22 protein-coding genes are annotated in these 24,819 nt (G+C 64.0%); 11 read left to right on the forward strand and 11 right to left on the reverse strand.

The window, feature by feature from the left end; translation table 11 throughout:
• Positions 1-184: 184 nt before the first annotated feature.
• Complete coding sequence (locus AC2T3R_RS05600; protein ID WP_003252255.1) at positions 185-394, forward strand: cold-shock protein; 210 nt, start codon at positions 185-187, stop codon at positions 392-394.
• Positions 395-516: 122 nt separating this feature from the next.
• Here the strand turns inward: AC2T3R_RS05600 and AC2T3R_RS05605 are convergent, their stop codons facing one another.
• From AC2T3R_RS05605 to AC2T3R_RS05620, 4 genes are all read right to left on the reverse strand, one after another.
• Positions 517-891 (reverse strand): hypothetical protein, encoded by a 375-nt coding sequence (locus tag AC2T3R_RS05605; RefSeq protein ID WP_003257701.1) that lies wholly within the window; start codon positions 889-891, stop codon positions 517-519.
• 17 nt (positions 892-908) lie between these two features.
• On the reverse strand, positions 909-1,721 hold the full coding sequence (locus AC2T3R_RS05610; protein ID WP_013971239.1) for a putative RNA methyltransferase: 813 nt from the start codon (positions 1,719-1,721) through the stop codon (positions 909-911).
• Positions 1,721-2,872: a succinyl-diaminopimelate desuccinylase gene (gene dapE, locus AC2T3R_RS05615; protein WP_013971240.1), complete on the reverse strand. Its 1,152-nt coding sequence runs from the start codon at positions 2,870-2,872 to the stop codon at positions 1,721-1,723. The genes AC2T3R_RS05610 and dapE overlap by 1 nt, the downstream gene beginning before the upstream one ends.
• Before the next feature lie 187 nt (positions 2,873-3,059).
• Entirely contained in the window at positions 3,060-5,651 is a 2,592-nt protein-coding gene (locus AC2T3R_RS05620; RefSeq protein ID WP_061550985.1) for a glycosyltransferase, read from the reverse strand.
• A 119-nt stretch (positions 5,652-5,770) separates the two neighbouring features.
• On the opposite strand from AC2T3R_RS05620, the gene tcdA reads away from it, so the two are divergent.
• Positions 5,771-6,580, forward strand: a complete 810-nt coding sequence (gene tcdA / locus AC2T3R_RS05625) for a tRNA cyclic N6-threonylcarbamoyladenosine(37) synthase TcdA (RefSeq protein WP_367245297.1) — start codon at positions 5,771-5,773, stop codon at positions 6,578-6,580.
• Between the two features lie 111 nt (positions 6,581-6,691).
• Here the strand turns inward: tcdA and AC2T3R_RS05630 are convergent, their stop codons facing one another.
• From AC2T3R_RS05630 to AC2T3R_RS05645, 4 genes are all read right to left on the reverse strand, one after another.
• Positions 6,692-7,102 (reverse strand): SufE family protein, encoded by a 411-nt coding sequence (locus AC2T3R_RS05630; RefSeq protein WP_013971243.1) that lies wholly within the window; start codon positions 7,100-7,102, stop codon positions 6,692-6,694.
• Complete coding sequence (locus AC2T3R_RS05635) at positions 7,099-8,304, reverse strand: cysteine desulfurase (protein WP_486744766.1); 1,206 nt, start codon at positions 8,302-8,304, stop codon at positions 7,099-7,101. Before AC2T3R_RS05635 ends, AC2T3R_RS05630 begins: the two co-directional genes overlap by 4 nt.
• A gap of 119 nt (positions 8,305-8,423) precedes the next feature.
• Positions 8,424-9,458, reverse strand: a complete 1,035-nt coding sequence (gene dapD / locus AC2T3R_RS05640) for a 2,3,4,5-tetrahydropyridine-2,6-dicarboxylate N-succinyltransferase (protein WP_367245295.1) — start codon at positions 9,456-9,458, stop codon at positions 8,424-8,426.
• 31 nt (positions 9,459-9,489) lie between these two features.
• Positions 9,490-9,837: an ArsC family reductase gene (locus AC2T3R_RS05645; RefSeq protein ID WP_013971246.1), complete on the reverse strand. Its 348-nt coding sequence runs from the start codon at positions 9,835-9,837 to the stop codon at positions 9,490-9,492.
• A gap of 562 nt (positions 9,838-10,399) precedes the next feature.
• Here AC2T3R_RS05645 and AC2T3R_RS05650 point away from each other — a divergent pair.
• Positions 10,400-12,046: a Na+/H+ antiporter gene (locus AC2T3R_RS05650; RefSeq protein WP_046616136.1), complete on the forward strand. Its 1,647-nt coding sequence runs from the start codon at positions 10,400-10,402 to the stop codon at positions 12,044-12,046.
• Between the two features lie 151 nt (positions 12,047-12,197).
• On the opposite strand, the gene dapC is transcribed toward AC2T3R_RS05650, so the two are convergent.
• The 3 genes from dapC to map are packed head-to-tail and all read right to left on the reverse strand — an operon-like array spanning position 12,198 to position 16,952.
• A complete protein-coding gene (dapC, locus tag AC2T3R_RS05655) occupies positions 12,198-13,394 on the reverse strand; it encodes a succinyldiaminopimelate transaminase (RefSeq protein WP_410951289.1) in 1,197 nt (398 codons plus the stop codon).
• Between the two features lie 30 nt (positions 13,395-13,424).
• Entirely contained in the window at positions 13,425-16,127 is a 2,703-nt protein-coding gene (locus AC2T3R_RS05660; RefSeq protein ID WP_023662319.1) for a [protein-PII] uridylyltransferase, read from the reverse strand.
• A gap of 42 nt (positions 16,128-16,169) precedes the next feature.
• Entirely contained in the window at positions 16,170-16,952 is a 783-nt protein-coding gene (gene map, locus AC2T3R_RS05665) for a type I methionyl aminopeptidase (RefSeq protein ID WP_004375406.1), read from the reverse strand.
• Between the two features lie 346 nt (positions 16,953-17,298).
• Here map and rpsB point away from each other — a divergent pair, with 346 nt between their 5' ends.
• The 8 genes from rpsB (at position 17,299) to rseP (ending at position 24,762) form a co-directional block, all read left to right on the forward strand.
• Complete coding sequence (rpsB, locus tag AC2T3R_RS05670; RefSeq protein ID WP_003252287.1) at positions 17,299-18,036, forward strand: 30S ribosomal protein S2; 738 nt, start codon at positions 17,299-17,301, stop codon at positions 18,034-18,036.
• A gap of 186 nt (positions 18,037-18,222) precedes the next feature.
• Entirely contained in the window at positions 18,223-19,086 is an 864-nt protein-coding gene (tsf, locus tag AC2T3R_RS05675) for a translation elongation factor Ts (RefSeq protein ID WP_013971250.1), read from the forward strand.
• Between the two features lie 180 nt (positions 19,087-19,266).
• On the forward strand, positions 19,267-20,010 hold the full coding sequence (pyrH, locus tag AC2T3R_RS05680) for a UMP kinase (RefSeq protein ID WP_003252294.1): 744 nt from the start codon (positions 19,267-19,269) through the stop codon (positions 20,008-20,010).
• Positions 20,007-20,564, forward strand: coding sequence for a ribosome recycling factor (gene frr, locus AC2T3R_RS05685; protein ID WP_013971251.1), 558 nt, complete (start codon positions 20,007-20,009; stop codon positions 20,562-20,564). Before pyrH ends, frr begins: the two co-directional genes overlap by 4 nt.
• 15 nt (positions 20,565-20,579) lie before the next feature.
• Positions 20,580-21,335, forward strand: a complete 756-nt coding sequence (uppS, locus tag AC2T3R_RS05690) for a polyprenyl diphosphate synthase (RefSeq protein WP_013971252.1) — start codon at positions 20,580-20,582, stop codon at positions 21,333-21,335.
• Positions 21,335-22,150: a phosphatidate cytidylyltransferase gene (locus AC2T3R_RS05695; protein ID WP_013971253.1), complete on the forward strand. Its 816-nt coding sequence runs from the start codon at positions 21,335-21,337 to the stop codon at positions 22,148-22,150. Before uppS ends, AC2T3R_RS05695 begins: the two co-directional genes overlap by 1 nt.
• Positions 22,147-23,337, forward strand: a complete 1,191-nt coding sequence (ispC, locus tag AC2T3R_RS05700) for a 1-deoxy-D-xylulose-5-phosphate reductoisomerase (protein ID WP_486744767.1) — start codon at positions 22,147-22,149, stop codon at positions 23,335-23,337. The genes AC2T3R_RS05695 and ispC overlap by 4 nt, the downstream gene beginning before the upstream one ends.
• Positions 23,338-23,409: 72 nt before the next feature.
• A complete protein-coding gene (gene rseP, locus AC2T3R_RS05705; RefSeq protein WP_410951287.1) occupies positions 23,410-24,762 on the forward strand; it encodes an RIP metalloprotease RseP in 1,353 nt (450 codons plus the stop codon).
• The last annotated feature ends 57 nt before the right edge of the window (positions 24,763-24,819 follow it).

A 24,819-nucleotide genomic window follows, 5' to 3' on the forward strand; every position in this document is an offset into this window, starting at 1 on the left:
AGTCTGCCGTATCCGCGCAAGTTCAGCAAAAATCGCCGAACGGCGCGACGGTCATCAAATTTTTTTGTTCTGTGTCATATACTCGGCCTGCCACTTGCAAGATATTTGCGCAAGCGGCGTCGACACAGGGAGGGACTCTGTGTCTGCAAGGCGATCTTCACAATAAAAATCCGGAGTAGTTCAGATGTCGTCTCGTGAGACTGGGAATGTAAAGTGGTTCAACGATGCCAAGGGTTATGGCTTCATTCAGCGCGAAGGTGGTGCGGATGTATTCGTCCACTATCGGGCGATCCGCGGTGAGGGGCATCGTACCCTGGTCGAAGGTCAGCGGGTGGAGTACGCCTGCGTGCAGGGCCAGAAAGGCCTGCAAGCCGAGGACGTGGTAGGCCTCTGAGCCTCATGCGGTAAGGCTTGTTGTGGGAGCTGGCTTGCCGGCGATCACCGGCGAAGCCGGTGCCAGGTACCGTGTTGCCTGCATCGCCGGCAAGCCGGGCTCCCACAAAGAATGCAGTGCATTCAGGTGCGCCAGGTGATTTCCTCTTCACCGTCGGCGCTGATGCGGACCCAGCGGTCGGCATCTTCTTCCCCATCTTCCTCCACCCAGCCACCTGGCGCGCAGCGCACTTCCACGCCCAGTGCGGCAAATGCGGCGCGGGCGCAGGCAACGTCATCGGCCCACGGCGTCTGGTCGCTTTCCAGGTACAGGCTGTTCCATTTCCCTACAGCCTTGGGTAACCAGGTGACCGGAATGTTACCGGCCTGGCATTTGAAGGTATGGCCTTTCTGCTTCCATTCGCTGCATGGGCCGATTGCCTGGGCGAGCCACTCGGCAATCTGCTTGTGGTCGACGTCGGCGTCCTTCAGGTAGATCTCGATATCAGGTTGGCGCATAAGGGCTCCGGGTGTGCTCAGTCTTGGCGCACGAAATAGTCATAACGCATGGAAACCGTGACCTCGAACGGCTCGGGCTGGTCAATCACCCGGGCACGCTTCTCGGCACTGGCGCGCCAGCCGTGCGGGGTCATGGCCAGCAGGTCGGCGCGGGCCTTGGGCGCGGCCAGGCTCAGGCGGAACTCCAGGGTTTCGCTGTGAGCGTGGACCATGCCTTCGGGGACCAGGGCCAGGTGTTTGTCGTCGGCGTAAGGGCGTACTTCATCGTAGAGCACTTCGCGCAGCTCCATCAGGTGGCCGCTGGTGGGGCCGACCCGCATCAGGCCGCCGCCGGGACTGAGCAGGCGCTTGGCCTCGGCCCAGTCCAGCGGGCTGAACACGCTGGCGATGAACTGGCAGCTGGCGTCGGCCAGCGGCACGCGGGCCATGCTGGCGACCATCCAGGTAACCTCGGGCGCTCGGCGGCAAGCACGCTTGACCGCTTCACGGGAGATGTCCAGGGCGTAGCCGTCGGCGGCCGGCAGGGCCTGGGCGATCTGCGCGGTGTAGTAACCCTCGCCACAGCCGATGTCCAGCCAGGCCCCGGGCTGGCGCTCGGCGGCCAGCTCGGCCAGGCGGCGCGCCACCGGCGCGTAGTGGCCGGCGTCGAGGAAATCGCGGCGGGCTTCGACCATGGCCTGGTTGTCACCCGGGTCGCGGCTGTTCTTGTGCTGCACCGGCAGCAGGTTCAGGTAACCCTGGCGGGCGCGGTCGAAGCGGTGGCCGGCCGGGCACACCACACCGTTGTCGAGCCGGCTCAGCGGTGCCTGGCAAAGAGGGCAGGCGAGCATCAGGCGAGCAACCGGACCAGGGTCTGGTAATAGATTTCGGTCAGCAGGTCGAGATCGCTGGCCAGGATCCGCTCATCCACCTGGTGGATGGTGGCGTTGACCGGGCCGAGCTCGACCACCTGGGTGCCCATGGTGGCAATGAAGCGCCCATCGGAGGTACCGCCGCTTGTCGACGGCTGGGTGTCGCGGCCGGTGACGCCCTTGATGCTGGCCGAGACGGCGTCCAGCAATTCGCCCGGTTCGGTAAGGAATGGCAGGCCCGACAACGCCCAGTCGATCGACCAGTCCAGCTCATGCTTGTCGAGGATCGCCGACACCCGCGCCTGCAGGCCTTCGACGGTGGACTCGGTAGAGAAACGGAAGTTGAACAGGGCGGTCAGCTCGCCGGGGACCACGTTGGTGGCGCCGGTGCCGGAATTGAGGTTGGAGATCTGGAAACTGGTCGGCGGGAAGAACGCGTTGCCTTCGTCCCAGTGCTCGGCCGCCAGTTCCGCCAGGGCCGGAGCGGCCAGGTGGATCGGGTTGCGCGCCAGGTGCGGGTAGGCTACATGGCCCTGCTTGCCGCGCACGGTCAGCTTGGCGCCCAGCGAGCCACGGCGGCCATTCTTGACCACGTCACCCAGCAGGGTGGTGCTGGAGGGTTCGCCGACGATGCACCAGTCCAGGCGCTCGTTGCGTGCTTTCAGGCGCTCGACCACGGCCTTGGTGCCATGGTGGGCCGGGCCTTCCTCGTCGCTGGTGATCAGGAACGCGACCTTGCCGCGGTGATCCGGGTAGTCCTGCACGAAGCGCTCGCTGGCAATCACCATGGAGGCCAGGCTGCCTTTCATGTCGGCGGCGCCGCGACCGCAGAGCATGCCGTCGGCGTCGATCAGCGCTTCGAACGGCTCATGCTGCCATTGCTGCACCGGGCCGGTGGGTACCACGTCGGTGTGGCCGGCGAAGCACAGCACCGGGCCATCCTGGCTGCCGTGGGTGGCCCAGAAATTGTCGACGTCCTCGATGCGCATCGGCTCGAGCTGGAAGCCTACGGCGCCCAAGCGGTTCATCATCTGCGCCTGGCAGTCGGCGTCGACGGGGGTGACCGAGGGGCGACGGATCAGGTCGCAGGCCAGTTGAAGGGTAGGCGAGAGCTCGGCAGGGGCCGTCATGGGGAACTCCGGGGCAAGGCAAGGCGGGGAAATCTGAGGGCGTTATCTTATATCAAATGGTTTCAGGCGGCACGGCCCATTCGCGGGCACGCCCGCTCCCACAGGTACTGCATGGCGTTGAATGCCGGTGACAGACCTGTGGGCGCGGGCGTGCCCGCGAATGGGCTGCAAAGCAGCCCCGGCAATCTCAGGCCTGCTGCGGCTCGGCGGCCTTTTCCCCAGGCTTGGGCAGCGAAGACAGGAACGCCATCACCAGCGCCGCCACATAAGGCAACGATTGCACCAGCAACATCGCCACCCAGAAGCGCATGTCCGAACTCGGCAGCCCCTGTACCAGGTAGATGCCCAGCGCGGCGCCCCACAGCAGCAACATGATGAACAGCTCTTCCCGCGCCTCGGAAATCGCCACCAGCAGCCCGTGGCTGTCGGCGTTCTTCGGTGTGCGGAAGAACGGCATGCTGCTGGTGAAGAACCCGTACAGCACCGCCTTGGCGATGGTATGCGACAGTGCCAACCCGGCCAGCGCCGCAGCAAAGGCATCTTTCAGGTTCACCCCTACCGCGCGGCGGTAGAGGAAGATGATCTTGCCGACCTTGAAGAAGAACAGTGCCAGCGGCGGAATGGCAAAGATCATCAGCGGTGGGTCGACCCGGTGCGGCACAATGATCATCGCCGCCGACCACAGCAGCGCGCCGATGGTGAAGAAGATGTTCATGCCATCGGCGATCCACGGCAGCCAGCCGGCCAGGAAGTGGTAGCGCTGGCCGCGGGTCAGCTCGCTGCCCTTGCCGCGCAGCAGGGCGCTGGCGTGGTGCTTGATGATCTGGATGGCGCCGTAGGCCCAGCGGAAGCGTTGCTTCTTGAAGTCGATGAAGGTGTCGGGCATCAGGCCCTTGCCGTAGCTGTTGTGGGCATAGGCGGCCGACAGGCCCTTTTCGAATACCCGCAAGCCCAGTTCGGCGTCCTCGCAGATGCACCACTCGGCCCAGCCCAACTCTTCCAGCACGCTGCGGCGGGTCATGGTCATGGTACCGTGCTGGATGATCGCGTCACGGTCGTTGCGGGTGACCATGCCGATGTGGAAGAAGCCCTTGTACTCGCTGTAACACAGCTTCTTGAAGGCGCTTTCGTGCTGGTCGCGGTAGTCCTGCGGCGACTGCACCACGGCAATCTTCGGGTCGGCGAAGTGCGGCACCATGTGCTTGAGCCAGTTGCGGTCGACGCAGTAGTCCGAGTCGATCACCGCGATCACTTCGGCGTCTTTGGCGGTATGCGGGATCAGGTAGTTCAGTGCGCCGCCCTTGAAACCGGCCAGGGGCGCGACGTGGAAGAACCTGAAGCGCTCACCGAGCTTCTCGCAATGGGCCTTGAGCGGCTCCCACACGGCCGGGTCCTTGGTGTTGTTGTCGATCACCAGCACTTCGTAGTCGGGGTAGTCCAGCGCGGCCAGGGCATCGAGGGTCTGTTTGACCATCTCCGGCGGCTCGTTGTAGCACGGCACATGCACCGATACCTTGGGCCGGTAGGCGCTATCGGCCTGCACCGGCAGGAATTCGCGCCGGCGCTTGTGTATCCATACTGCCTCGGCCAGTTCGTGGGCCTCGGTCAGCAGCACGATGAACACGCCCAGCGCGCCGAGGGCAAGCAGCACGCCTACGGTCAGGCTGAACCAGGTGCTGTATTGCTGGCTGTAGTCGTAGGCGATCCATACCAGCACCGACCCGCACAGGAAGGTGATGAAGGTCAGGAAGGTGCGGCCGCGCTGGCGCAGGGCCGAACCGTCGATGAACAGTACCATCAGGGCGATCATCGCCAGCACTACCGAGGCCACCGCCAGGGCGCGCCATTGCGGTATTGCCACCACCGGGCCGTCAAAGTTGAATTTTTGCTGGCGTTCGGCGTTGTACACGCCCCAGTAGGCGCCCACCGAGCCTTCGTCGCTGGCCTTCCACGGCTGGTCGTAGGCTTCGATGACGAAGTAATTGTAACCACGGCGGTTGAGGGTGTTGACCAGGGTACGCAGGTATATGGCCTGGTCAGCCTGGGTGGCATCGGCGCCGCCGCGCATGCGGCCGTTGCTCGGCCAGCCGACTTCCGACAGCAGCAGGGGTTTGCGCGGGAACTGGTGCTTCAGCTCGCGGGCACGGTCGAGCACGAACTCGACCGAATCCTTCATCGGCACGAACTCCCAGTACGGCAGGATGTGCGCGGCAATCAGGTCGACGTGCTTGGCCAGCTGCGGGTTTTCCTTCCAGATGTGCCATTGCTCACTGGTGGTCACCGGCACCTTGACCGCTGCGCGTACCCGGTCCAGGTACTTGATCAGGTTTTCCGGGGTGACTTCTTCGCGGAACAGCGCCTCGTTGCCGACCACCACCCGCACCACGCTGCGCGAGGTGTTGGCCAGCTGGATGGCCGTGGCGATTTCGCGTTCGTTGCGCTCCAGGTCCGGGCTGATCCAGATGCCCAGCGTCACCCGCAGGCCGAATTCCTCGGCCAGGCGCGGGATATCCGCCTGGGTGCCCTCCACGGTGTAGATCCGGATGCTGTCGGTCAGTTTGCTCAACTGTTCCAGGTCCTGGCGCATCTCGTCGTCACTGGGGTACTGGCCCTTCTGCGGGCTTTCGCCCAGGCGGAACGGTGAATACGAGAAGCCAGAGATCTGCTCTGGCCAGGCGGGGGCGGAGACCGGGCGGTTGATCAGTGCCCAGAACCCGGTGAACAACGCGGCGATGGCCAGGACCACGACCAGGTTCAGGCCGAATTTACGTGAAGACATTGTCGTCCATATGTGTCGAAGTGATAGGACATTAAAGCAGGGTTGGTAGTCTCTTTCCTAACGATGCAGGCCATGGGCCCGCTGGCATATAATGCGCGCCGGTTTTTTGGGGTATGAACATGAGCACAGAAGATCCACGCTTCGCCGGCGTTGCCCGGCTGTATGGCGACCAGGGGTTGCACCGTCTGGGCCAGGCCCATGTGGCCGTGGTCGGTATTGGCGGGGTAGGCTCGTGGGCGGCGGAAGCGCTGGCACGCAGTGGCGTGGGCGAGATCACCCTGTTCGACCTTGACGATGTGTGCGTCAGCAACACCAACCGCCAGGCCCATGCCTTGGAAGGGCAGGTGGGGCGGCCCAAGGTCGAGGTCATGGCCGAGCGCCTGCGGGCGATCAACCCGGCGTGCACGGTGCATGCAGTGGCCGACTTCGTCACCCGCGACACCATGGTCGACTACATCACCGAGAACCTCGACTGTGTGATCGACTGCATCGACAGCGTCATGGCCAAGGCGGCGCTGATTGCCTGGTGCCGGCGGCGCAAGATCGCCATCGTCACCACGGGGGGCGCCGGTGGGCAGATCGACCCGACACAGATCCAGATCGCCGACCTGAACAAGACCTTCAACGACCCGCTGGCCTCGCGGGTGCGCTCCACCCTGCGCCGCGACTACAACTTCTCGCGCAATGTCAGCCGCAACTATGGCGTGCCATGCGTGTTCTCCAGTGAACAGCTGCGCTACCCCAAGGGCGATGGCAGCGTTTGCTTGCAGAAAAGCTTCGTGGGCGAGGGCGTGCGGCTGGACTGCTCGGGTGGCTTTGGCGCGGTGATGATGGTGACCGCGACCTTTGGCATGGTGGCGGCGAGCAAGGCGGTGGAAAAACTGGTAGCGGGGGCGCGGCGGCCTTCGGAGCGGGTCAAGCCTGAATAGACCGCGTGGGCTTCTTCGCGGGCTTGCCCGCTCCCACAGGTACCGCATCTCTCTCAAGAAAGGTGAAAGTCCTGTGGGAGCGGGCGAGCCCGCGAAGAAGCCAGCACCGATTCAACGGTTGGACGCCAGCTCTGCCATCCGCTGCAACACCGCATGCAGCCCATTGCTGCGCGACGGCGAAAGCTGGCGCTCCAGGCCCAGCTGAGTGAACCACTCACGCAGATCGAGCCCGGCAAGTTCTTCACTGGCCAACCCCTGCACCCGCACCAGCAACAACGCCAGCAGCCCGCGCAACAGGCGTGCATCGCTGCTGGCCTTGAACCGCCACAAACCCTCGGCCTGCTCGGCCACCAGCCATACCAGGCTTTCGCAGCCATGCACCCGGTTGGCCTCGGTCTTTTCAGTATCAGCCAGCGGCTCCAGCCGATCGCCCCACTGCATCAGCAGCCGCGCACGCTGTTCCCAACCCTTGCCCTGCTCGAAAGCTTCCAGCGCCTGGCGCGCCTGATCGGGCAAGGTCATCGCAACAGCTCCAGGCCTTGATCCAACGCCTCGAAGAAACGCTGCAAGTCATCGCTGTCGTTATACAGCCCCAATGACACGCGGATCGCGCCCTCCAGGCCCAAGCCCTTCAGCAGCGGCATGGCACAGTGGTGCCCGGCACGCACGGCAATGCCTTGCTCGGTCAGCAGGTGGGCGATATCGGCGTTATGCACGCCTTCGATGACGAAACTGGCAAGGGCCGCCTGTGGCGTCCCCAGGATGCGCACGCCATCGCGGTCTGCCAGGCCGCGCAGCAGGTGCTGGTGCAGGCTGGTTTCATGGGCTTCGAGTGCCTGGGCATCGAAGCTGGCCAGGTAGTCCAGGGTCGCACCCAGGCCGATCACCCCGGCGATCGGTGGCGTGCCAGCCTCGAACCCCAGCGGCGCCGGGCGGAAGCTGGCGTTGTGGTACTCGGCCAGTTGCACCATCTCGCCGCCGAACTGCCAATGGTGCAGCAGCTCCAGCGCCTGGCTGCGGCCGTACAGCACGCCCACGCCTTCCGGGCCGTACAGCTTGTGACTGGAGAACACATAGAAGTCGCAGCCAAGCTGCTGCACATCATGGCGGCCATGCACCACGCCCTGGGCACCGTCGACCACGGTCAGCGCGCCTTGCGAGCGGGCATGGGCCAGCAGCGCCGGCAGCGGCTGCCAGGTACCCAGCACGTTGGACAGCTGGCTCACCGCCAGCACCCGGGTGCGCGGGCCGATCAGTTGCAGCGCTTGGTCCAGGTCGATGCGGCCATGGGCATCCAGCGGCAGCACCACCAGGCGCAGGTTGCGTCGACGCGCCAGCTGTTGCCAGGGCAGCAGGTTGGCATGGTGCTCCAGGGCACTCACGGCAATTTCGTCACCGGCCTCGAAGCGGTGTTCCAGGCCATAGGCCAGCAGGTTCAGTGCCGAAGTGGCACCGTGGGTGAAGATGATCTGCCGCGAGTCTGGCGCATTGAGCCAGGCGGCAACCTTGTCGCGGCTGGTTTCGAAGGCCTGTGTGGCCAGTGCGCCGGGCAAGTGCTGGGCACGGTGCACGTTGGCTGCGCCATGGCCGTAGTAATGGCTCAGGGCATCGAGCAGGGCTTCCGGCTTCTGGGTGGTGGCGGCGCTGTCCAGGTAGGTCTGGTGCTGCCGTTGCAGGGCGGCGATGGCGGGAAAATCGGCACGCCAGGGGGAGGGCTGAAACATGGTCGCGGGGCCTGGAATGAAAATCGGGTCTGGCGTGGTGCCAGACCCGATCTTAACATTTCAAACGCTGAGAATCCGCTGTTCGCGAGCAAGCTCGCTCCGGCAGCGGTGAAGGGTTCTCAGTTGTGCGCGTGCAGCGCCTCGTTCAGCTCGATGGCCGACTTGTGGGTCTTGCACTCCACCGCGCCGTTCAGCGAGTTGCGGCGGAACAGCAGGTCGGTCTGGCCGGCCAGGTCGCGGGCCTTGACCACTTTGACCAGCTGGTTGTTCTCGTCCAGCAGGTTCACCTTGGTACCGGCGGTGATGTACAGGCCGGCTTCGACGGTGTTGCGGTCGCCCAGCGGAATGCCGATACCGGCGTTGGCGCCGATCAGGCAGCCTTCGCCAACCTTGATGACGATGTTGCCGCCACCGGACAGGGTGCCCATGGTCGAGCAGCCGCCGCCCAGGTCCGAGCCCTTGCCGACGAATACGCCAGCGGAAACGCGGCCTTCGATCATGCCCGGGCCTTCGGTGCCAGCGTTAAAGTTGACGAAGCCTTCGTGCATGATGGTGGTGCCTTCGCCGATGTAGGCGCCCAGGCGCACTCGGGCAGTGTCGGCGATACGCACGCCGGCCGGGACCACGTAGTCGGTCATTTTCGGGAACTTGTCCACCGAGAACACTTCCAGCAGCTCGCCCTTCAGGCGCGCTTCCAGTTGCAGTTCAGCGAGTTCGGCCAGATCGACCGCGCCCTGGTTGGTCCAGGCCACGTTCGGCAGCAGCGGGAAGATGCCAGCCAGGCTCACGCCGTGCGGCTTGACCAGGCGGTGCGACAGCAGGTGCAGCTTGAGGTAGGCCTCTGGCGTCGAGGTCAGCGCGGCGTCTTCGGCCAGCAGGGTGGCGACCAGCGGCTTGTGGCTTTCGGCCAGGCGGGTCAGCAGGGCGGCTTGGGTGGCATCCACACCTTTCACGGCTTCGGCCAGTTGCGCGGCCTGGGCGTTGCTGAAGGCGATGGCCTGGTTGCCACCTTGGTAACCGAGAACAGGGGCTACTGCAGCGACCAGTTCGGCGCTCGGGTTGAGCAGCGGTTGTGCGTAGAACACTTCCAGCCAGGTGCCCTGGCGGTTCTGGGAGCCGACACCGAAGGCCAGGCTGAACAGGGTATTGGACATGTGATTACCTCGTGCGAAATAGGGTAGGGGCTCAGGCCAGGGCAGCGGCGTACAGGTCGGGCTTGAAGCCGACCAGGGTACGCGCGCCAAGGTCGAGCACCGGGCGCTTGATCATCGACGGCTGGGCCAGCATCAGCTCGACGGCCTTGGCCTGGTCGAGGTCGGCCTTGCTGGCGTCGTCCAGCTTGCGGAAGGTGGTGCCGGCACGGTTGAGGATGACTTCCCAGCCGTGTTCCTCGCACCAGCGGTTCAGGCTGTCACGGTCGATGCCTTGGGCCTTGTAGTCGTGGAATTCGTAGGCGATGGCCTGGTCTTCGAGCCAGGTACGTGCCTTTTTCATGGTGTCACAGGCTTTGATGCCGTAGAGCGTGTAGGTCATTGTGTGCATTGGGGATCACAGGCTGCCCCAATCTCTCCGTTTTCCTATTTCAGTCGCGGGATTATGCGGGAACGATCCTGTGAGCGCCACGGGTGTGCATGTCTTGGGTCTTGCAGTGTGTCGGAGACCGAGCGCCGCCCGCGCGGCGCTTCGCAGCACAAGGCTGCTCCTACATCTGTTTCGGACCAGTTATTCCTGTGAGCGCGGCACGCGGCCCCCTGGCGTACGCCTCGATATCGTGTCGAGCAAACAAGGCGGTCGCGTGCGTTGGTACAGGCGTTACTGGCCCGAAACAGATGTAGGAGCAGCCTTGTGCTGCGAAGCGCCGCGCGGGCGGCGCTCGGTCTCACAGGCACTGCAAGGCTCAAGGCATGCATCTGCTGGGCGATAAGGGGTCGAACCTGCGCCACCGACAAACCGAAGTATCATCATGTTACATATTCATCCGCCACCTGCGACTATCGTGCAGCGGCCCCGAATCGCCCACCGCCGCTAACATATTGTTTCAATGGCGATGTTTCGCCCTGTTGTCGTTTCTGGTTCACAAAGGAAGCTTTCCCGGATGCAGTCCGCCTACACCGTCCTCATCCTGCTGACGCTGGTCAGCGTGTCGAAGCTGGTCGGCCGCATGATTCCGCTGCCCTTGCCGCTGGTACAGATCGCCGCTGGTGCCTTGCTCGCTTGGCCGACACTGGGCCTGCATGTGGCACTGGACCCCGAGCTGTTCCTGTTCCTGTTCCTGCCACCGTTGCTGTTCGCCGACGGCTGGCGCATTCCCAAGCGTGAGTTGTGGCGCATTCGTGGGCCAGTGGTGGCGCTGGCCGTGGGCCTGGTGCTGTTTACCGTGGTTGGGGCCGGTTACTTCATTCACTGGCTGCTGCCGAGCATCCCGCTGCCCGTGGCCTTCGCCCTGGCCGCAGTGTTGTCGCCAACCGACGCCGTGGCGGTTTCGGCCATTACCCAGGACCGCCTGCCCACCCCGCTGATGCACATGCTCCAGGGCGAGGCCCTGATGAACGATGCCTCGGGCCTGGTGACCTTCAAGTTCGCCCTGGCGGCGGCGATCACCGGGGTGTTCTCGCTGACCGACGCAAGCTTCAGCTTCGTACTGGTCGCCCTGGGCGGCCTGGCGGTGGGCGTGGCCCTGAGCTGGCTGATCGGCCGCCTGCGTGCCTGGATGATCGCCCGCGGCTGGGACGACCCGGCCACCCACGTGGTGTTCATGTTGCTGCTGCCGTTCGCTGCCTACGTGCTGGCCGAGCGCCTGGGCGTGTCGGGCATCCTTTCGGCGGTAGCGGCTGGCATGATGCAGAGCTGGCTCGACCTGCTGCCACGGCAGACCAGCACGCGCCTGCTCAACCGCAGTGTGTGGTCGCTGCTGGAGTTCGCTTTCAACGGCCTGATCTTCCTGCTGCTGGGCCTGCAGTTGCCGGACATCATCAAGGCCGTGGTCAGCCATGAACCCACCGTATGGCCGACCCTGGCCTGGCGCTGCCTGGACGTGGTGGCGATCTTTGTGGCGCTGATCTTGCTGCGGTTCATCTGGGTCCAGAGCATCTGGCGCTCGATCGGTGTGGTACGCCGCTGGCGCGGCAAGCCGGCGCTGGTGCTGATGCCCACGGCGCGCTCCTGCTGGCTGCTGACCCTGGGCGGTGTGCGCGGTGCGGTCACCCTGGCCGGTGTGATGTCGATCCCGTTGCTGATGGGAGCAGGCAAGGCCTTCCCGGAGCGTGACTTGCTGATCTTCATTGCGGCCGGTGTGATCCTGTTGTCATTGATCAGCGCCTGTATCGCGCTGCCGCTGTTGCTGCGCGGGGTGACCAAGAGCCCGGACGAGCGCTTGCACCAGGAAGTGCAGGAGGCCTGGCGACGGACGGCCGAGGCGGCGATCCATGCGCTGGAGGCAGAGGAAGTGATCGACAGCAATGCGCCGCAGGATGCCGCGCAGGCGACCCTGGCGACCGAGTTGAAGGCGCGCTTGATGGCGGAATACCGCGATGAGCTGGACAGCTACAATGACAGCGCCGAGGCCAAGGCCCTGGCTGAGCAGATGGACTTGCTGGAGCGGCGTTTGCGCCTGCGGGCGCTGCGGGCCCAGCGGCTGGAGCTGTATGAACTGCATCGCCAGCATCTGGTGGGGGATGAAGTGGTGCGGCAGGTGCTGGGTGAGCTGGATATGAGTGAAGCGAACCTGGGGGCAGTCAGGTAGACCCCAAGGGGCCGCTTTGCGGCCCTGTGGGAGCGGGTTTACCCGCGAATCAGGCGACGCGGTGCATGGCACCGGCTGTGCCGGTGTTCGCGGGTAAACCCGCTCCTACAGGTACTGCACAACACTCGAGAGTTGTACGGCCCCTGTCGAATCAGCGGTTCTGCAGGAATTCGCGAATCCGCTCCGCCGCTTCGATGCACTCGGCCAGCGGTGCAACCAGTGCCATGCGCACACGCCCGGCGCCCGGGTTCACGCCATCCACTTCGCGCGACAGGTACGACCCCGGCACCACCGTCACATGCTGGGCCTCGAACAGGTCGCGGGTGAACTCGGCATCGCCGCCGGGTACCTTCGCCCACAGGTAGAAGCTGCCATCCGGGCGCTGCACGTCCAGCACCGGCTGCAGGATATCCAGCACGGCGTCGTACTTGGCGCGGTACTGGTCGCGGTTCTCACGCACATGCGCCTCGTCCTGCCAGGCAGCGATACTGGCCAGCTGGGTTTGTACCGGCATGGCGCAGCCGTGGTAGGTACGGTACAGCAGGAACGGCTTGATGATCTCGGCGTCACCGGCGACGAAGCCCGAGCGCAGGCCCGGCAGGTTGGAGCGCTTGGACAGGCTGTGGAATACCACGCAGCGCTTGAAGTCGCTGCGGTCCAGTTCCGCACAGGCAGTCAGCAGGCCTGGTGGTGGGGCATCCTCGTCGAAGTACAGCTCGCTGTAGCACTCGTCGGCGGCAATCACGAAGTCGTGCTCGTCGGCCAGGGCAATCAGCTTCTTCAGGGTGTCCATCGGCACCAGTGCGCCGGTGGGGTTGCCCGGCGAGCACAGGAACAGGATCTGGCAACGCTTCCACACTTCAGCCGGCACGGCGTCGAAGTCGGGGTTGAAACCGTTGCTTTCCAGGCACGGCAGGTAGTGCGGGGTGGCACCGGCCAGCAGCGCTGCGCCTTCGTAGATCTGGTAGAACGGGTTGGGGCTGACCACCAGGCCGTCATCGGCGCGGTTGACCACGGCCTGGGTGAAGGCGAACAGCGCTTCACGGGTGCCGTTGACCGGCAGGATGTGGCGGTCGGCATCCAGCCAGCCGGCCGGTACGCCGAAGCGCCGCTCGCACCACTGGCCGATGGCCTGGCGCAGGGCGGGCAGGCCGATGGTGCTCGGGTACACCGCCAGCTTGTCGAGGTTGTCGGCCATGGCCTGGGCGACGAACGCCGGCGATTCGTGCTTCGGCTCACCGATCGACAGGGCGATGGCGCGCTTGTCCGCCGCAGGTGCAACGCTGCCCAGCAGGGCGCGGAGTTTCTCGAACGGGTAGGGCTGAAGCTGGGTCAAGGCATGGTTCATCGGCGCAAGGTCTCGTCAATCGTATAGTCGTTAAAAGGTCACGCGGGTGGGGCTGGCATCGCTGGCCTGGCCGGCCTGCAGCTGCTGGACGATGGCCTCCTGCAGTCGGCTGCACAGCTGTGGGTCGGACAGCGGCTGGTTGTCGGCATCGGTGATGAAGAACACGTCTTCCACCCGCTCGCCAAGGGTGGCGATCTTGGCGTTCTGCAGCGACAGGTCGAACTCCAGGAAGATCCGCCCCAGCCGGGCCAGCAGGCCTGGGCGGTCGGGCGCGGTGATTTCGAGGATGGTCACCGGCCGCTGGGCATCGTTGAGGATGGTCACCTGTGGCGGGAAGTCGAAGTGCTTGAGCTGGCGCGGTACCCGGCGCTGGATGATGGTCGGGTAGTCCTCGGGGTTGCGCAGCGCTTCGGTCAGGCCGTCGCGAATCTGCTTGACCCGCTGCGGGTTGTCGCCGATCGAGCCGCCGTCGTTGTCCAGCACGATGTAGGTGTCGAGGGTGAACTGGCTGCTCGAGGTGATGATTCGCGCGTCATGAATGTTCAGGTTCAGCTGCGACATGGCCGCCACCGTCACGGCGAAGAAGTCGTGCTGGTCGGGGGCATAGATGAAGATCTGCGTGCCACCCTCGAACTCGCGCTGGGTGGTTTCCTTGATCAGCACCAGCGGCCCGCCATCGGCCGGCTGCTGGAGGATCGCGTCACTGTGCCAGGCCACGTCGGCGGCGGTGTGCTTGAGGAAGTAGTCATCGCCCAGCTGCGACCACAGCTGCTCGACGTCGTCCGGGTCGGTGCCTTCGCGCACCAGGATATCCAGCGCTGCCGATTGGGTCTGGCGAATCTGCTCCTCGCGGTCCAGCGGGTTTTCCAGGCCTCGGCGCAGGGCGCGTTTGGTCTCGGTGTACAGCTGGCGCAGCAGGCTGGCCCGCCACGAGTTCCACAGGCTGGGGTTGGTGGCGTTGATATCGGCCACGGTCAGCACGTACAGGTAGTCCAGGCGTGTCTCGTCGCCCACGTGCAGGGCAAAATCGTTGATTACCTGAGGGTCGGACAGGTCCTTGCGTTGGGCGGTGGTCGACATCACCAGGTGGTTCAGCACCAGCCAGACGATCAGCCGGCTGTCCCAGGCCGGCAACTGGTGGCGCTCGCAGAACTTCTGCGCATCCACCGCGCCCAGCTCGGAATGGTCGCCCTGGCGGCCCTTGCCGATATCGTGGTACAGGCCGGCCAGGTAGATCAGCTCGGGCTTGGGCAGGCGGCCCATGAGCTTGCTGGCCAGCGGGAATTTCTCGGACACCGGGGTGTATTGCAGCTTGCGCAGGTGCTTGATGAGGTTGAGGGTGTGCGCATCGACCGTATAGATGTGGAACAGGTCGTGCTGCATCTGCCCGACGATCAGGCCGAACTCCGGCAGATAGCGGCCAAGGATGCCGTAGCGGTTCATCCGCCGCAGGTTGCGGTGGATGCCGATTTCGCACTTGAACAGCTCGATGAACAGGCTGGTGTTGCGGATATCGGTGCGGAAAGTGTCGTCGATCAGGTGCCGGTGTTCGCGCAGCAGCCGCACCGTATCGGCGCGTACGCCCTTGATCTCGGGGTGCTGAGCCATCAGCACGAAGATTTCCAGCATGGCGAACGGTGTGCGCCTGAACACGTTCGGCCTGACTGCCTCTATATAGCCATCATGCAGGCGGAAGCGCGCATTCAGCGGCTGGGTGGTGCCGCTGTCGTCATCGGCGAGGATGACCTCCTCGAAGTGCTGGATGATCAGGTCGCACAGCTGGCTGATGCTCATCACCACCCGATAGTACTGCTGCATGAACTGCTCGATCGCCCGCTTGGGGTTGTCGTCGCTGTAGCCCAGCAGCGCGGCGATGCTGCGCTGGTGGTCGAACAGCAGGCGGTCCTCGGCGCGCCCGGCCAGCATATGCAAGGCGTAGCGCACCTTCCACAGGAAGTCCTGGGACGAGGCCAGCAGCTCGTTCTCGCTTTCCAGCAGGAAACCTTCACCGGCCAAGGCGTGCAGGTTGAGTGTGCCGTACTGGCGGCGGGCCACCCACAGCACTGTCTGGATGTCGCGCAGGCCACCGGGTGAACCTTTCACGTTGGGTTCGAGGTTGTACTCGGTATCGTTGTACTTGTGGTGGCGGGCCTTGAGTTCGGCGCGCTTGGCCAGGAAAAAGTCCTTGCTCGGCCACATGTGCGCAGTGCTGGTGACCTCCAGCATGCGCTGGCGCAGCGCCTCGGGGCCGGCAATGGTGCGGCTTTCCATCAGGTTGGTGATGACCGTCAGGTCGGCGCGGGCCTGCTCGGCGCACTCGTCGACGGTGCGCACGCTCTGGCCCACTTCCAGGCCGATGTCCCAAAGCAGGGTGAGAAACCTCTCTATGGCGTCGCGGTACTGCTCGTGTTCGGCAGCACCCAGCAGGATCAGCAGGTCGATGTCCGAATGCGGGTGCAGCTCGCCGCGTCCGTAGCCACCCACCGCGACCAGGGCGATGCCGCTCTGGTCACCCCAGTCGAACTGGTTCCAGGCCTGTTGCAGGATGTTGTCGACGAGCCAGGCGCGGGCCTCGATCAGTGGGCGGATTTCGCTGCCACTGCGGAAACGCTTGTCGAGCACCTCGCCGGCCTGGCGGATGGCTTTCTTGAAGGCGGCGATGGGGCTCGCCTTGAGGGCCAGTTCCGCCTGGAACTGGCCGCGGTCGAACAGCTCGGGGTCCACCTGGGGCATCGCGTCACGTTCCTGTCGTGGGGGTGGCCTGTGGGAGTGCGGTCAGGCCGAGGTGCGCGGGATGGTGTCGTCCTTGCGCAGGGTGAAGATCTCGTAGCCGGTCGCGGTCACCACCAGGGTGTGCTCCCACTGGGCCGAGAGCTTGCGGTCCTTGGTGATGGCGGTCCAGCCGTCGCCCAGCACCTTGGTGTCGGCCTTGCCCTGGTTGATCATCGGCTCGATGGTGAAGGTCATGCCTTCCTTCAGCTCCATTCCGGTGCCGGCGCGGCCGTAGTGCAGGATCTGCGGCTCTTCGTGGAACACCTTGCCGATGCCGTGGCCACAGAACTCGCGTACCACCGAGAAGCCGTTCTTTTCAGCGTGCTTCTGGATCACTTCGCCGATGTCGCCCAGTCGGCAGCCCGGCTTGACCAGTTCGATGGCCTTGTACATGCACTCCTGGGTGACCTTGGACAGGCGCTCGGCCCATACCGGCACGGTGCCGACGTGGAACATGCGGCTGGTATCGCCGTGGTAGCCGTCCTTGATCACGGTGACGTCGATGTTCAGCGTGTCACCGTCCTTGAGGGGCTTGTCGTTGGGGATGCCGTGGCAGACCACATGGTTGATCGAGGTGCAGATCGACTTCGGGTAGCCCTTGTAGTTGAGCGGTGCCGGGATGGCCTGCTGGACGTTGACGATGTAGTCGTGACACAGGCGGTCCAGCTCTTCGGTGGTGACACCGGGCTTGACGTGTTCCTCGATCATTTCCAGCACCTCGGCGGCCAGGCGGCCGGCGATGCGCATCTTCTCGATGTCTTCTGCGGTCTTGATGGTGACGGTCATTACAGGCTCTCTACAGCGCCGTGCACGGCGCGAACAAACGGGAAAGGCCGGATTCTAGCAGAGCAGGGCGCCGATCGGTCGGGATAAAGGCGGCAATGCTGCTGTCTACAGCTGGCATTCTGGCGCGAAAGCCGGGGTGCTGCAAAAACCGCTGACGGACGCAACAGTATCCGGGTTCCGTTCGGTCGCGGTCTGTGGTATAAAATGCGCCGCTTTCGGGGACGACCCCGTCAGCACTTAACCCACACACGTGTCGACACGATGACCTGGGTGCCCCGAGTTGCAGAATTCGCGGGTTGGTCATTGGGATACGTGGAGGCCCAACCCGACTTACCAAGGAACTATCATGTCCCAAGTCAACATGCGCGATATGCTGAAGGCCGGTGTGCACTTCGGCCACCAGACCCGTTACTGGAACCCGAAAATGGGCAAGTACATTTTCGGCGCGCGTAACAAGATCCACATCGTCAACCTGGAAAAAACCCTGCCAATGTTCAACGACGCTCTGTCGTTCGTAGAGCGCCTGGCCCAGGGCAAGAACAAGATCCTGTTCGTCGGCACCAAGCGTTCCGCCGGCAAGATCGTCGCCGAGCAAGCTGCTCGTTGCGGTTCGCCGTACGTTGACCACCGTTGGTTGGGCGGCATGCTGACCAACTACAAGACCATCCGCGCTTCGATCAAGCGTCTGCGCGACCTGGAAACCCAGGCCGAAGACGGCACTTTCGCCAAGCTGACCAAGAAAGAAGCCCTGATGCGCTCCCGCGACCTGGAAAAACTGGATCGCAGCCTGGGCGGCATCAAGGACATGGGTGGTCTGCCAGACGCTCTGTTCGTTATCGACGTTGATCACGAGCGCATCGCGATCACCGAAGCCAACAAGCTGGGCATCCCGGTAATCGGCGTTGTCGATACCAACAGCAGCCCGGAAGGTGTTGACTACATCATCCCAGGTAACGATGACGCCATCCGCGCTATCGAGCTGTACATGACTTCGATGGCTGACGCAGTCATCCGCGGCCGCAACAACGTTGCCGGCGGCACCGAAGTTTACGCTGAAGAAGCGGCTGCACCTGCTGCCGAGTAATTAGACGCTAGCGTCGACTTGGCACGCAAAAAGGGGGCTCTGCCCCCTTTTTGCCACCTTGAAATCCTGCTGTCAGCATCGGCCCCGCATCATGGGCCCGCTGAGATAAACACAGTGGATTTGCAGAATTGAACGCCCGTGACGAACGGGTGGAATGGTTGAAAAACTTTCCAAGAGGATTTTGAAATGGCAGCAATTACTGCAGCGCTGGTCAAAGAACTGCGCGAGCGTACCGGCGAAGGCATGATGGATTGCAAGAAGGCCCTGGAAAAGGCCGGCGGCGACATCGAAAAAGCCATTGACGACATGCGTGCCTCGGGCGCCATCAAGGCCGCCAAAAAGGCTGGCAACGTCGCTGCTGAAGGCGCTATCGCCGTCAAGACCGACGGTAAATCCGCCGTCCTGCTGGAAGTGAACTCGCAGACCGACTTCCTGGCCCTGCAAGACGACTTCAAGAACTTCGTTGCCGACAGCATCGAAGAAGCCTTCGCCCAGAAGCTGACCGACGCTGCTCCGCTGATCGCCTCGCGTGAAGCTGCTCGTGAAGCCCTGGTTGCCAAGTGCGGCGAGAACGTCAACATCCGTCGCCTGGTGCGCGTTGAAGGTGACGTTGTCGGTGCCTACCTGCACGGCAACAAGATCGGCGCTGCCGTTGTCCTGAAAGGCGGTGACGTCGATCTGGCCAAGAACATCGCCATGCACGTTGCAGCTTCGAACCCTGAGTTCCTGCTGCCGTCGGAAGTATCGGCCGAAGCCATCGAGCGCGAGAAGGGCGTCTTCCTGCAGCTGAACGCTGACAAGATCGCCGGCAAGCCGGAAAACATCGTCGAGAACATGATCAAAGGTCGTATCTCGAAGTTCCTGGCCGAAGCCTCGCTGGTCGAGCAAGCCTTCGTCATGAACCCGGAAGTCAAGGTTGGCGAGCTGGCCAAGAAAGCCGGTGCTGAAATCGTTTCCTTCACCTACTTCAAGGTAGGCGAAGGCATCGAGAAGCCAGTCGACGACTTCGCTGCTGAAGTTGCCGCTCAGGTAGCTGCTGCCAAGCAGTAAGACAGCCCCGTCTGTCGCCCCGAAGAGGCTGCCCGCTCACGCGCGCAGCCTCTTTGTCAAAACGGCGAAGGGTTTATAAGGCCCGTCGCCGCTGGCACCGAAGCGGTGCCACGCTACAGTTAGCAGGCTGCAAACAGCCCGCACGAATTTTCTAAAAGTACGCCGCAGGAGAGACTCGCAATGGCTCAGCAGGTGAGTGGTCGCCAACCTCGCTATAAACGCATTTTGCTCAAACTTAGCGGCGAGGCCCTGATGGGCTCGGAAGACTTCGGGATCGACCCGAAAGTGCTGGATCGCATGGCCCTCGAAGTTGGCCAGCTGGTAGGGATCGGTGTCCAGGTCGGCCTGGTGATCGGTGGTGGCAACCTGTTCCGCGGTGCCGCGCTCAGCGCAGCCGGCATGGACCGCGTCACCGGTGACCACATGGGCATGCTGGCCACCGTGATGAACGGCCTGGCCATGCGCGACGCGCTGGAGCGCTCGAACATCCCGGCACTGGTCATGTCGGCCATTTCCATGGTCGGTGTCACCGATCATTACGATCGTCGCAAAGCTATTCGCCACCTCAACTCCGGGGATGTGGTAATTTTCTCCGCCGGTACCGGCAACCCGTTCTTCACCACCGACTCCGCCGCCTGCCTGCGCGCCATCGAAATCGATGCCGACGTGGTGTTGAAGGCGACCAAGGTCGATGGTGTGTACACTGCCGATCCATTCAAGGACCCGCATGCCGAGAAGTTCGATCACCTGACCTACGACGAGGTCCTGGATCGCAAGCTGGGTGTAATGGACCTGACCGCAATCTGCCTGTGCCGTGACCACAAGATGCCATTGCGGGTATTCAACATGAACAAGCCTGGCGCCCTGCTGAACATCGTGGTGGGTGGCGCTGAAGGTACTCTGATCGAGGAAGGCCAAGCATGATCAACGACATCAAGAAAGACGCGCAGGAGCGCATGACCAAGTCCCTCGAGGCCCTGGCTCGCAACCTCGCGGCAATCCGCACCGGTCGCGCCCACCCAAGCATCCTGGACAGCGTCAAGGTCACTGCCTGGGGTAGCGAGATGCCGCTGAACCAGGTGGCCGCGATCACCGTCGAAGATGCCCGCACCCTGAAGATCGTCGCGCACGACAAGAACCTTAGTGCTGCCATCGAAAAGGCCATCCTCACCTCCGACCTGGGCCTGAACCCGTCCAGCGCCGGCACCACCATCCGTGTGCCGATGCCGGCCCTGACCGAGGAAACCCGCAAGGGCTACACCAAGCAGGCCAGCGGCGTTGCCGAGGATGCCAAGGTGGCTGTGCGCAACGTGCGCCGTGACGCTCTGGCCGACCTGAAGAAGCTGACCAAGGACAAGGAAATCAGCGAAGACGAAGAACGTCGCGCCGCTGACGAGATCCAGAAGCTGACCGACAAGTACGTTGCCGAAGTCGATGCCGCCTTCAAAGCCAAGGAAAAGGACCTGATGGCCGTCTAAGGCCGGGGTTTTTTAATGGAAAAGACCAAGCCAGCGGCACCGTCCTCGGTGCCGCGTCATGTCGCGATCATCATGGACGGCAACAACCGCTGGGCGAAAAAACGCCTGTTGCCCGGTGTTGCCGGGCACAAGGCGGGTGTCGACGCCGTTCGCGCGGTCATCGAAGTCTGTGCCGAATCCGGGGTCGAGGTGCTGACCCTGTTCGCCTTCTCCAGCGAGAACTGGCAGCGTCCCGCCGAAGAGGTCGGTGCGCTGATGGAACTGTTCTTCTCGGCCCTGCGCCGCGAGGCCAAACGCCTCAACGAGAACAACATCAGCCTGCGTATCATCGGTGACCGTTCGCGCTTCCATCCCGAGCTGCAGGCCGCCATGCGTGAGGCCGAGGCACTGACTGCCGGCAACAATCGCTTTATCTTGCAGATCGCGGCCAACTACGGTGGCCAGTGGGATATCGCCCAGGCCGCCCAGCGGCTGGCGCGGGAAGTGCAAGCCGGGCACCTGCGCCCGGAAGACATCACCCCGGGCCTGCTGCAGACCTGCCTGGCAACCGGCGAGCTGCCGCTGCCGGACCTGTGCATCCGCACCGGTGGCGAGCACCGCATCAGCAACTTCCTGTTGTGGCAGCTGGCCTACGCCGAGCTGTACTTCTCCGACCTGTACTGGCCGGACTTCAAACACGAGGCCATGCGCACCGCCCTGGCCGATTTCGCTTCGCGCCAGCGCCGCTTCGGTAAGACCAGCGAGCAGGTCGAGGCTGGAGCTCGTGCTTAATGCTTAAACAACGCATCATTACCGCGCTGATCCTGCTGCCGATCGCGCTGGGTGGCTTCTTCCTGCTCAACGGTGGGGACTTCGCCCTGTTCATCGGCTTCGTGGTGACCCTCGGCGCCTGGGAGTGGGCGCGTCTGGCCGGGCTCATGGCCCAGCCGCTGCGCATCGCCTATGCCGTGGTCGTCGCCGGAGCGCTGATGCTGCTGTACATCCTTCCGGAGCTGGCGCCCTGGGTGCTGGGCGCTGCGGTGATCTGGTGGGGGTTGGCCACCTGGCTGGTGCTTACCTACCCGCGCAGCAGCGAGCTGTGGGCCAGTGCAGCCTGCCGGTTGCTGATCGGCCTGCTGGTTTTGTTGCCGGCCTGGCAGGGTCTGGTGCTGCTCAAGCACTGGCCGCTGGGTAACTGGCTGATCCTGTCGGTCATGGTGCTGGTGTGGGCTGCCGATATTGGCGCGTATTTCTCTGGCCGTGCTTTCGGCAAGCGCAAGCTGGCGCCTCAGGTCAGCCCAGGCAAGAGCTGGGAAGGCGTGTATGGCGGCCTGGCGGTCAGCCTGGTGATTACCCTGGTGGTCGGAATCAGTCGCGACTGGGGCTTCGGCCAGATTCTGCTGGGCCTGCTGAGTGCAGCCCTGGTGGTCATGTCTTCGGTGGTCGGTGACCTGACCGAAAGCATGTTCAAGCGCCGTTCCGGCATCAAGGACAGCAGCAACCTGTTGCCTGGCCATGGTGGGGTACTCGATCGCATCGACAGCCTGACTGCGGCGATCCCGATTTTCGCCGTGCTGCTATGGGCCGCCGAATGGGGTGTGATGTGAGCCGTCCGCAGCGTATTACCGTGCTCGGGGCCACCGGCTCCATCGGCCTGAGCACGCTGGATGTCATCGCGCGCCATCCCGACCGTTATCAGGTGTTCGCCCTGAGTGGCTATTCGCGTATCGACGAATTGCTTGCGCTGTGCGTGCACCATCGGCCGACATTCGCCGTGGTGCCGAATGCCGAGGCGGCCGCGCGACTGCGCGAAAGCCTGGTTGCGGCAGGTTGCGCCACCGAGGTGCTGGAAGGCGAGGCCGGGTTGTGCCAGGTGGCTTCTGCGTCGGAAGTGGACGCGGTGATGGCGGCCATCGTCGGCGCCGCCGGCCTGCGCCCCACCCTGGCGGCGGTCGAGGCGGGCAAGAAGGTGTTGCTGGCCAACAAGGAGGCGCTGGTGATGTCCGGCGCGCTGTTCATGGAGGCGGTGCGGCGCAGTGGTGCCGTGCTGCTGCCGATCGACAGCGAGCACAATGCGATCTTCCAGTGCATGCCCGGCGACTACGCGCGAGGCCTGAGTGCCGTCGGCGTGCGCCGGATCCTGCTCACCGCATCCGGTGGCCCGTTCCGCGAGACCCCCGTCGAGGCGCTGCTGGACGTCACCCCGGAACAGGCGTGCGCGCACCCCAACTGGTCCATGGGGCGCAAGATTTCCGTGGATTCGGCCAGCATGATGAACAAGGGTCTGGAGCTGATCGAGGCCTGCTGGTTGTTCGATGCCGCACCGGCCAAGGTCGAGGTGGTAGTGCACCCGCAGAGCGTGATCCACTCCCTGGTGGATTATGTGGACGGTTCGGTGCTGGCGCAGTTGGGTAACCCGGACATGCGCACACCCATCGCCAACGCCCTGGCCTGGCCCGAGCGGATCGATTCCGGTGTGGCACCGCTGGACCTGTTCGCCATCGCCCGTCTGGACTTCCAGGCGCCCGACGAACAGCGCTTCCCTTGCCTGCGCCTGGCGCGGCAGGCTGCCGAGGCCGGCAACAGCGCACCGGCTGTGCTCAATGCGGCAAACGAGGTCGCAGTCGAGGCATTTCTCCAGCGGCGTATCCGCTTCCCGGAGATCGCGGGTATGATCGAACAGGTGCTCGATCAGGAGCCCGTCGTACCGCTGCCGTCGCTGGACGCGGTGTTCGCCGCCGACCAGCGTGCCCGGGAGCTTTCCCGTGAGTGGCTGAGGCGTCACGGTCGCTGATGCAGGCCCGCCACGGTTCACGAGGGGGGCTGGGCATGATGCCAGCCCGCTGAACATCATTCGGAGATGGATATGACAGCGCTCTACATGATTATCGGCACCCTCGTAGCCTTGGGTGTACTGGTCACTTTCCATGAATTCGGCCACTTCTGGGTGGCACGCCGCTGCGGTGTCAAGGTGCTGCGCTTCTCGGTGGGCTTCGGCACGCCGCTGCTGCGCTGGCATGACCGCCATGGCACCGAGTTCGTGGTCGCGGCGATCCCGCTGGGTGGCTACGTCAAGATGCTCGACGAGCGCGAGGGGGACGTGCCGCCGGCGCTGATCGAGCAGTCGTTCAACCGCAAGACCGTACGCCAGCGCATCGCGATCGTCGCGGCGGGCCCGGTTGCCAACTTCCTGCTGGCCATCCTGTTCTTCTGGGTGCTGGCGATGCTGGGTACCCAGCAGATCCGCCCGGTGATCGGCGCGGTCGATGCTGGCAGCCTGGCAGCATCGGCAGGCCTGACCGCAGGTCAGGAAATCGTCTCCATCGACGGCAAGCCGACCAATGGTTGGTCTGCTGTCAACCTGCAACTGGTTCGCCGCCTGGGCGAGAGCGGCACCTTGCAGGTTGGCGTGCGTGAAGAGGGCGCCAGCGCCGAGCGCCAGCTGCAGGTGACGCTGGACAGCTGGCTCAAGGGCGCCGACGAGCCGGACCCGATCCAGTCCCTTGGGCTGCACCCTTGGCGCCCGGCGATCTTGCCGGTGTTGGCCGAGATCGATCCGAAGGGGCCGGCTGCCGCTGCGGGCCTGAAAACCGGTGACAAGCTGCTGGCCCTCGATGGCGTGGCAGTGAGCGAATGGCAGCAGGTGGTCGATGCCGTGCGGGCCCGCCCGCAAGCCAAGGTTCTGGTGCGTGTCGAGCGCGATGGTGCTGCGCTGGACGTCCCGGTCACCCTGGCGCGCAAGGGCGAGGGCAAGGCGGCCGGCGGCTATCTAGGCGCCGGGGTAAAAGGTGGCGAATGGCCTGCCAACATGCTTCGCGAAGTCAGCTATGGCCCGCTGGATGCGGTGGGTGAGGGCTTGTCACGCACCTGGAACATGAGCGTCCTGACCCTTGAATCGCTGAAGAAAATGCTGTTCGGGGAGCTCTCGGTAAAAAACTTGAGCGGACCGATAACCATTGCTAAAGTGGCGGGCGCTTCAGCCCAGTCCGGCGTGGGGGATTTCCTGAATTTCCTGGCCTACCTGAGCATAAGCCTGGGGGTTCTTAACCTGCTGCCCATCCCGGTTCTGGATGGGGGGCATTTGCTGTTTTACCTGGTCGAGTGGGTGCGCGGTCGTCCGCTGTCGGATCGGGTGCAAGGTTGGGGGGTCCAGATCGGTATCAGTTTGGTCATAGGGGTGATGTTGCTCGCCCTGATCAACGATCTGGGTCGACTATAAAGCTTCGCTCAATTGCGAAACCTGCCGTCTTGTCGCGGCGGGCTGTTTATTGCCAGT

This window comes from Pseudomonas sp. PVC-5-1 (assembly GCF_057444345.1).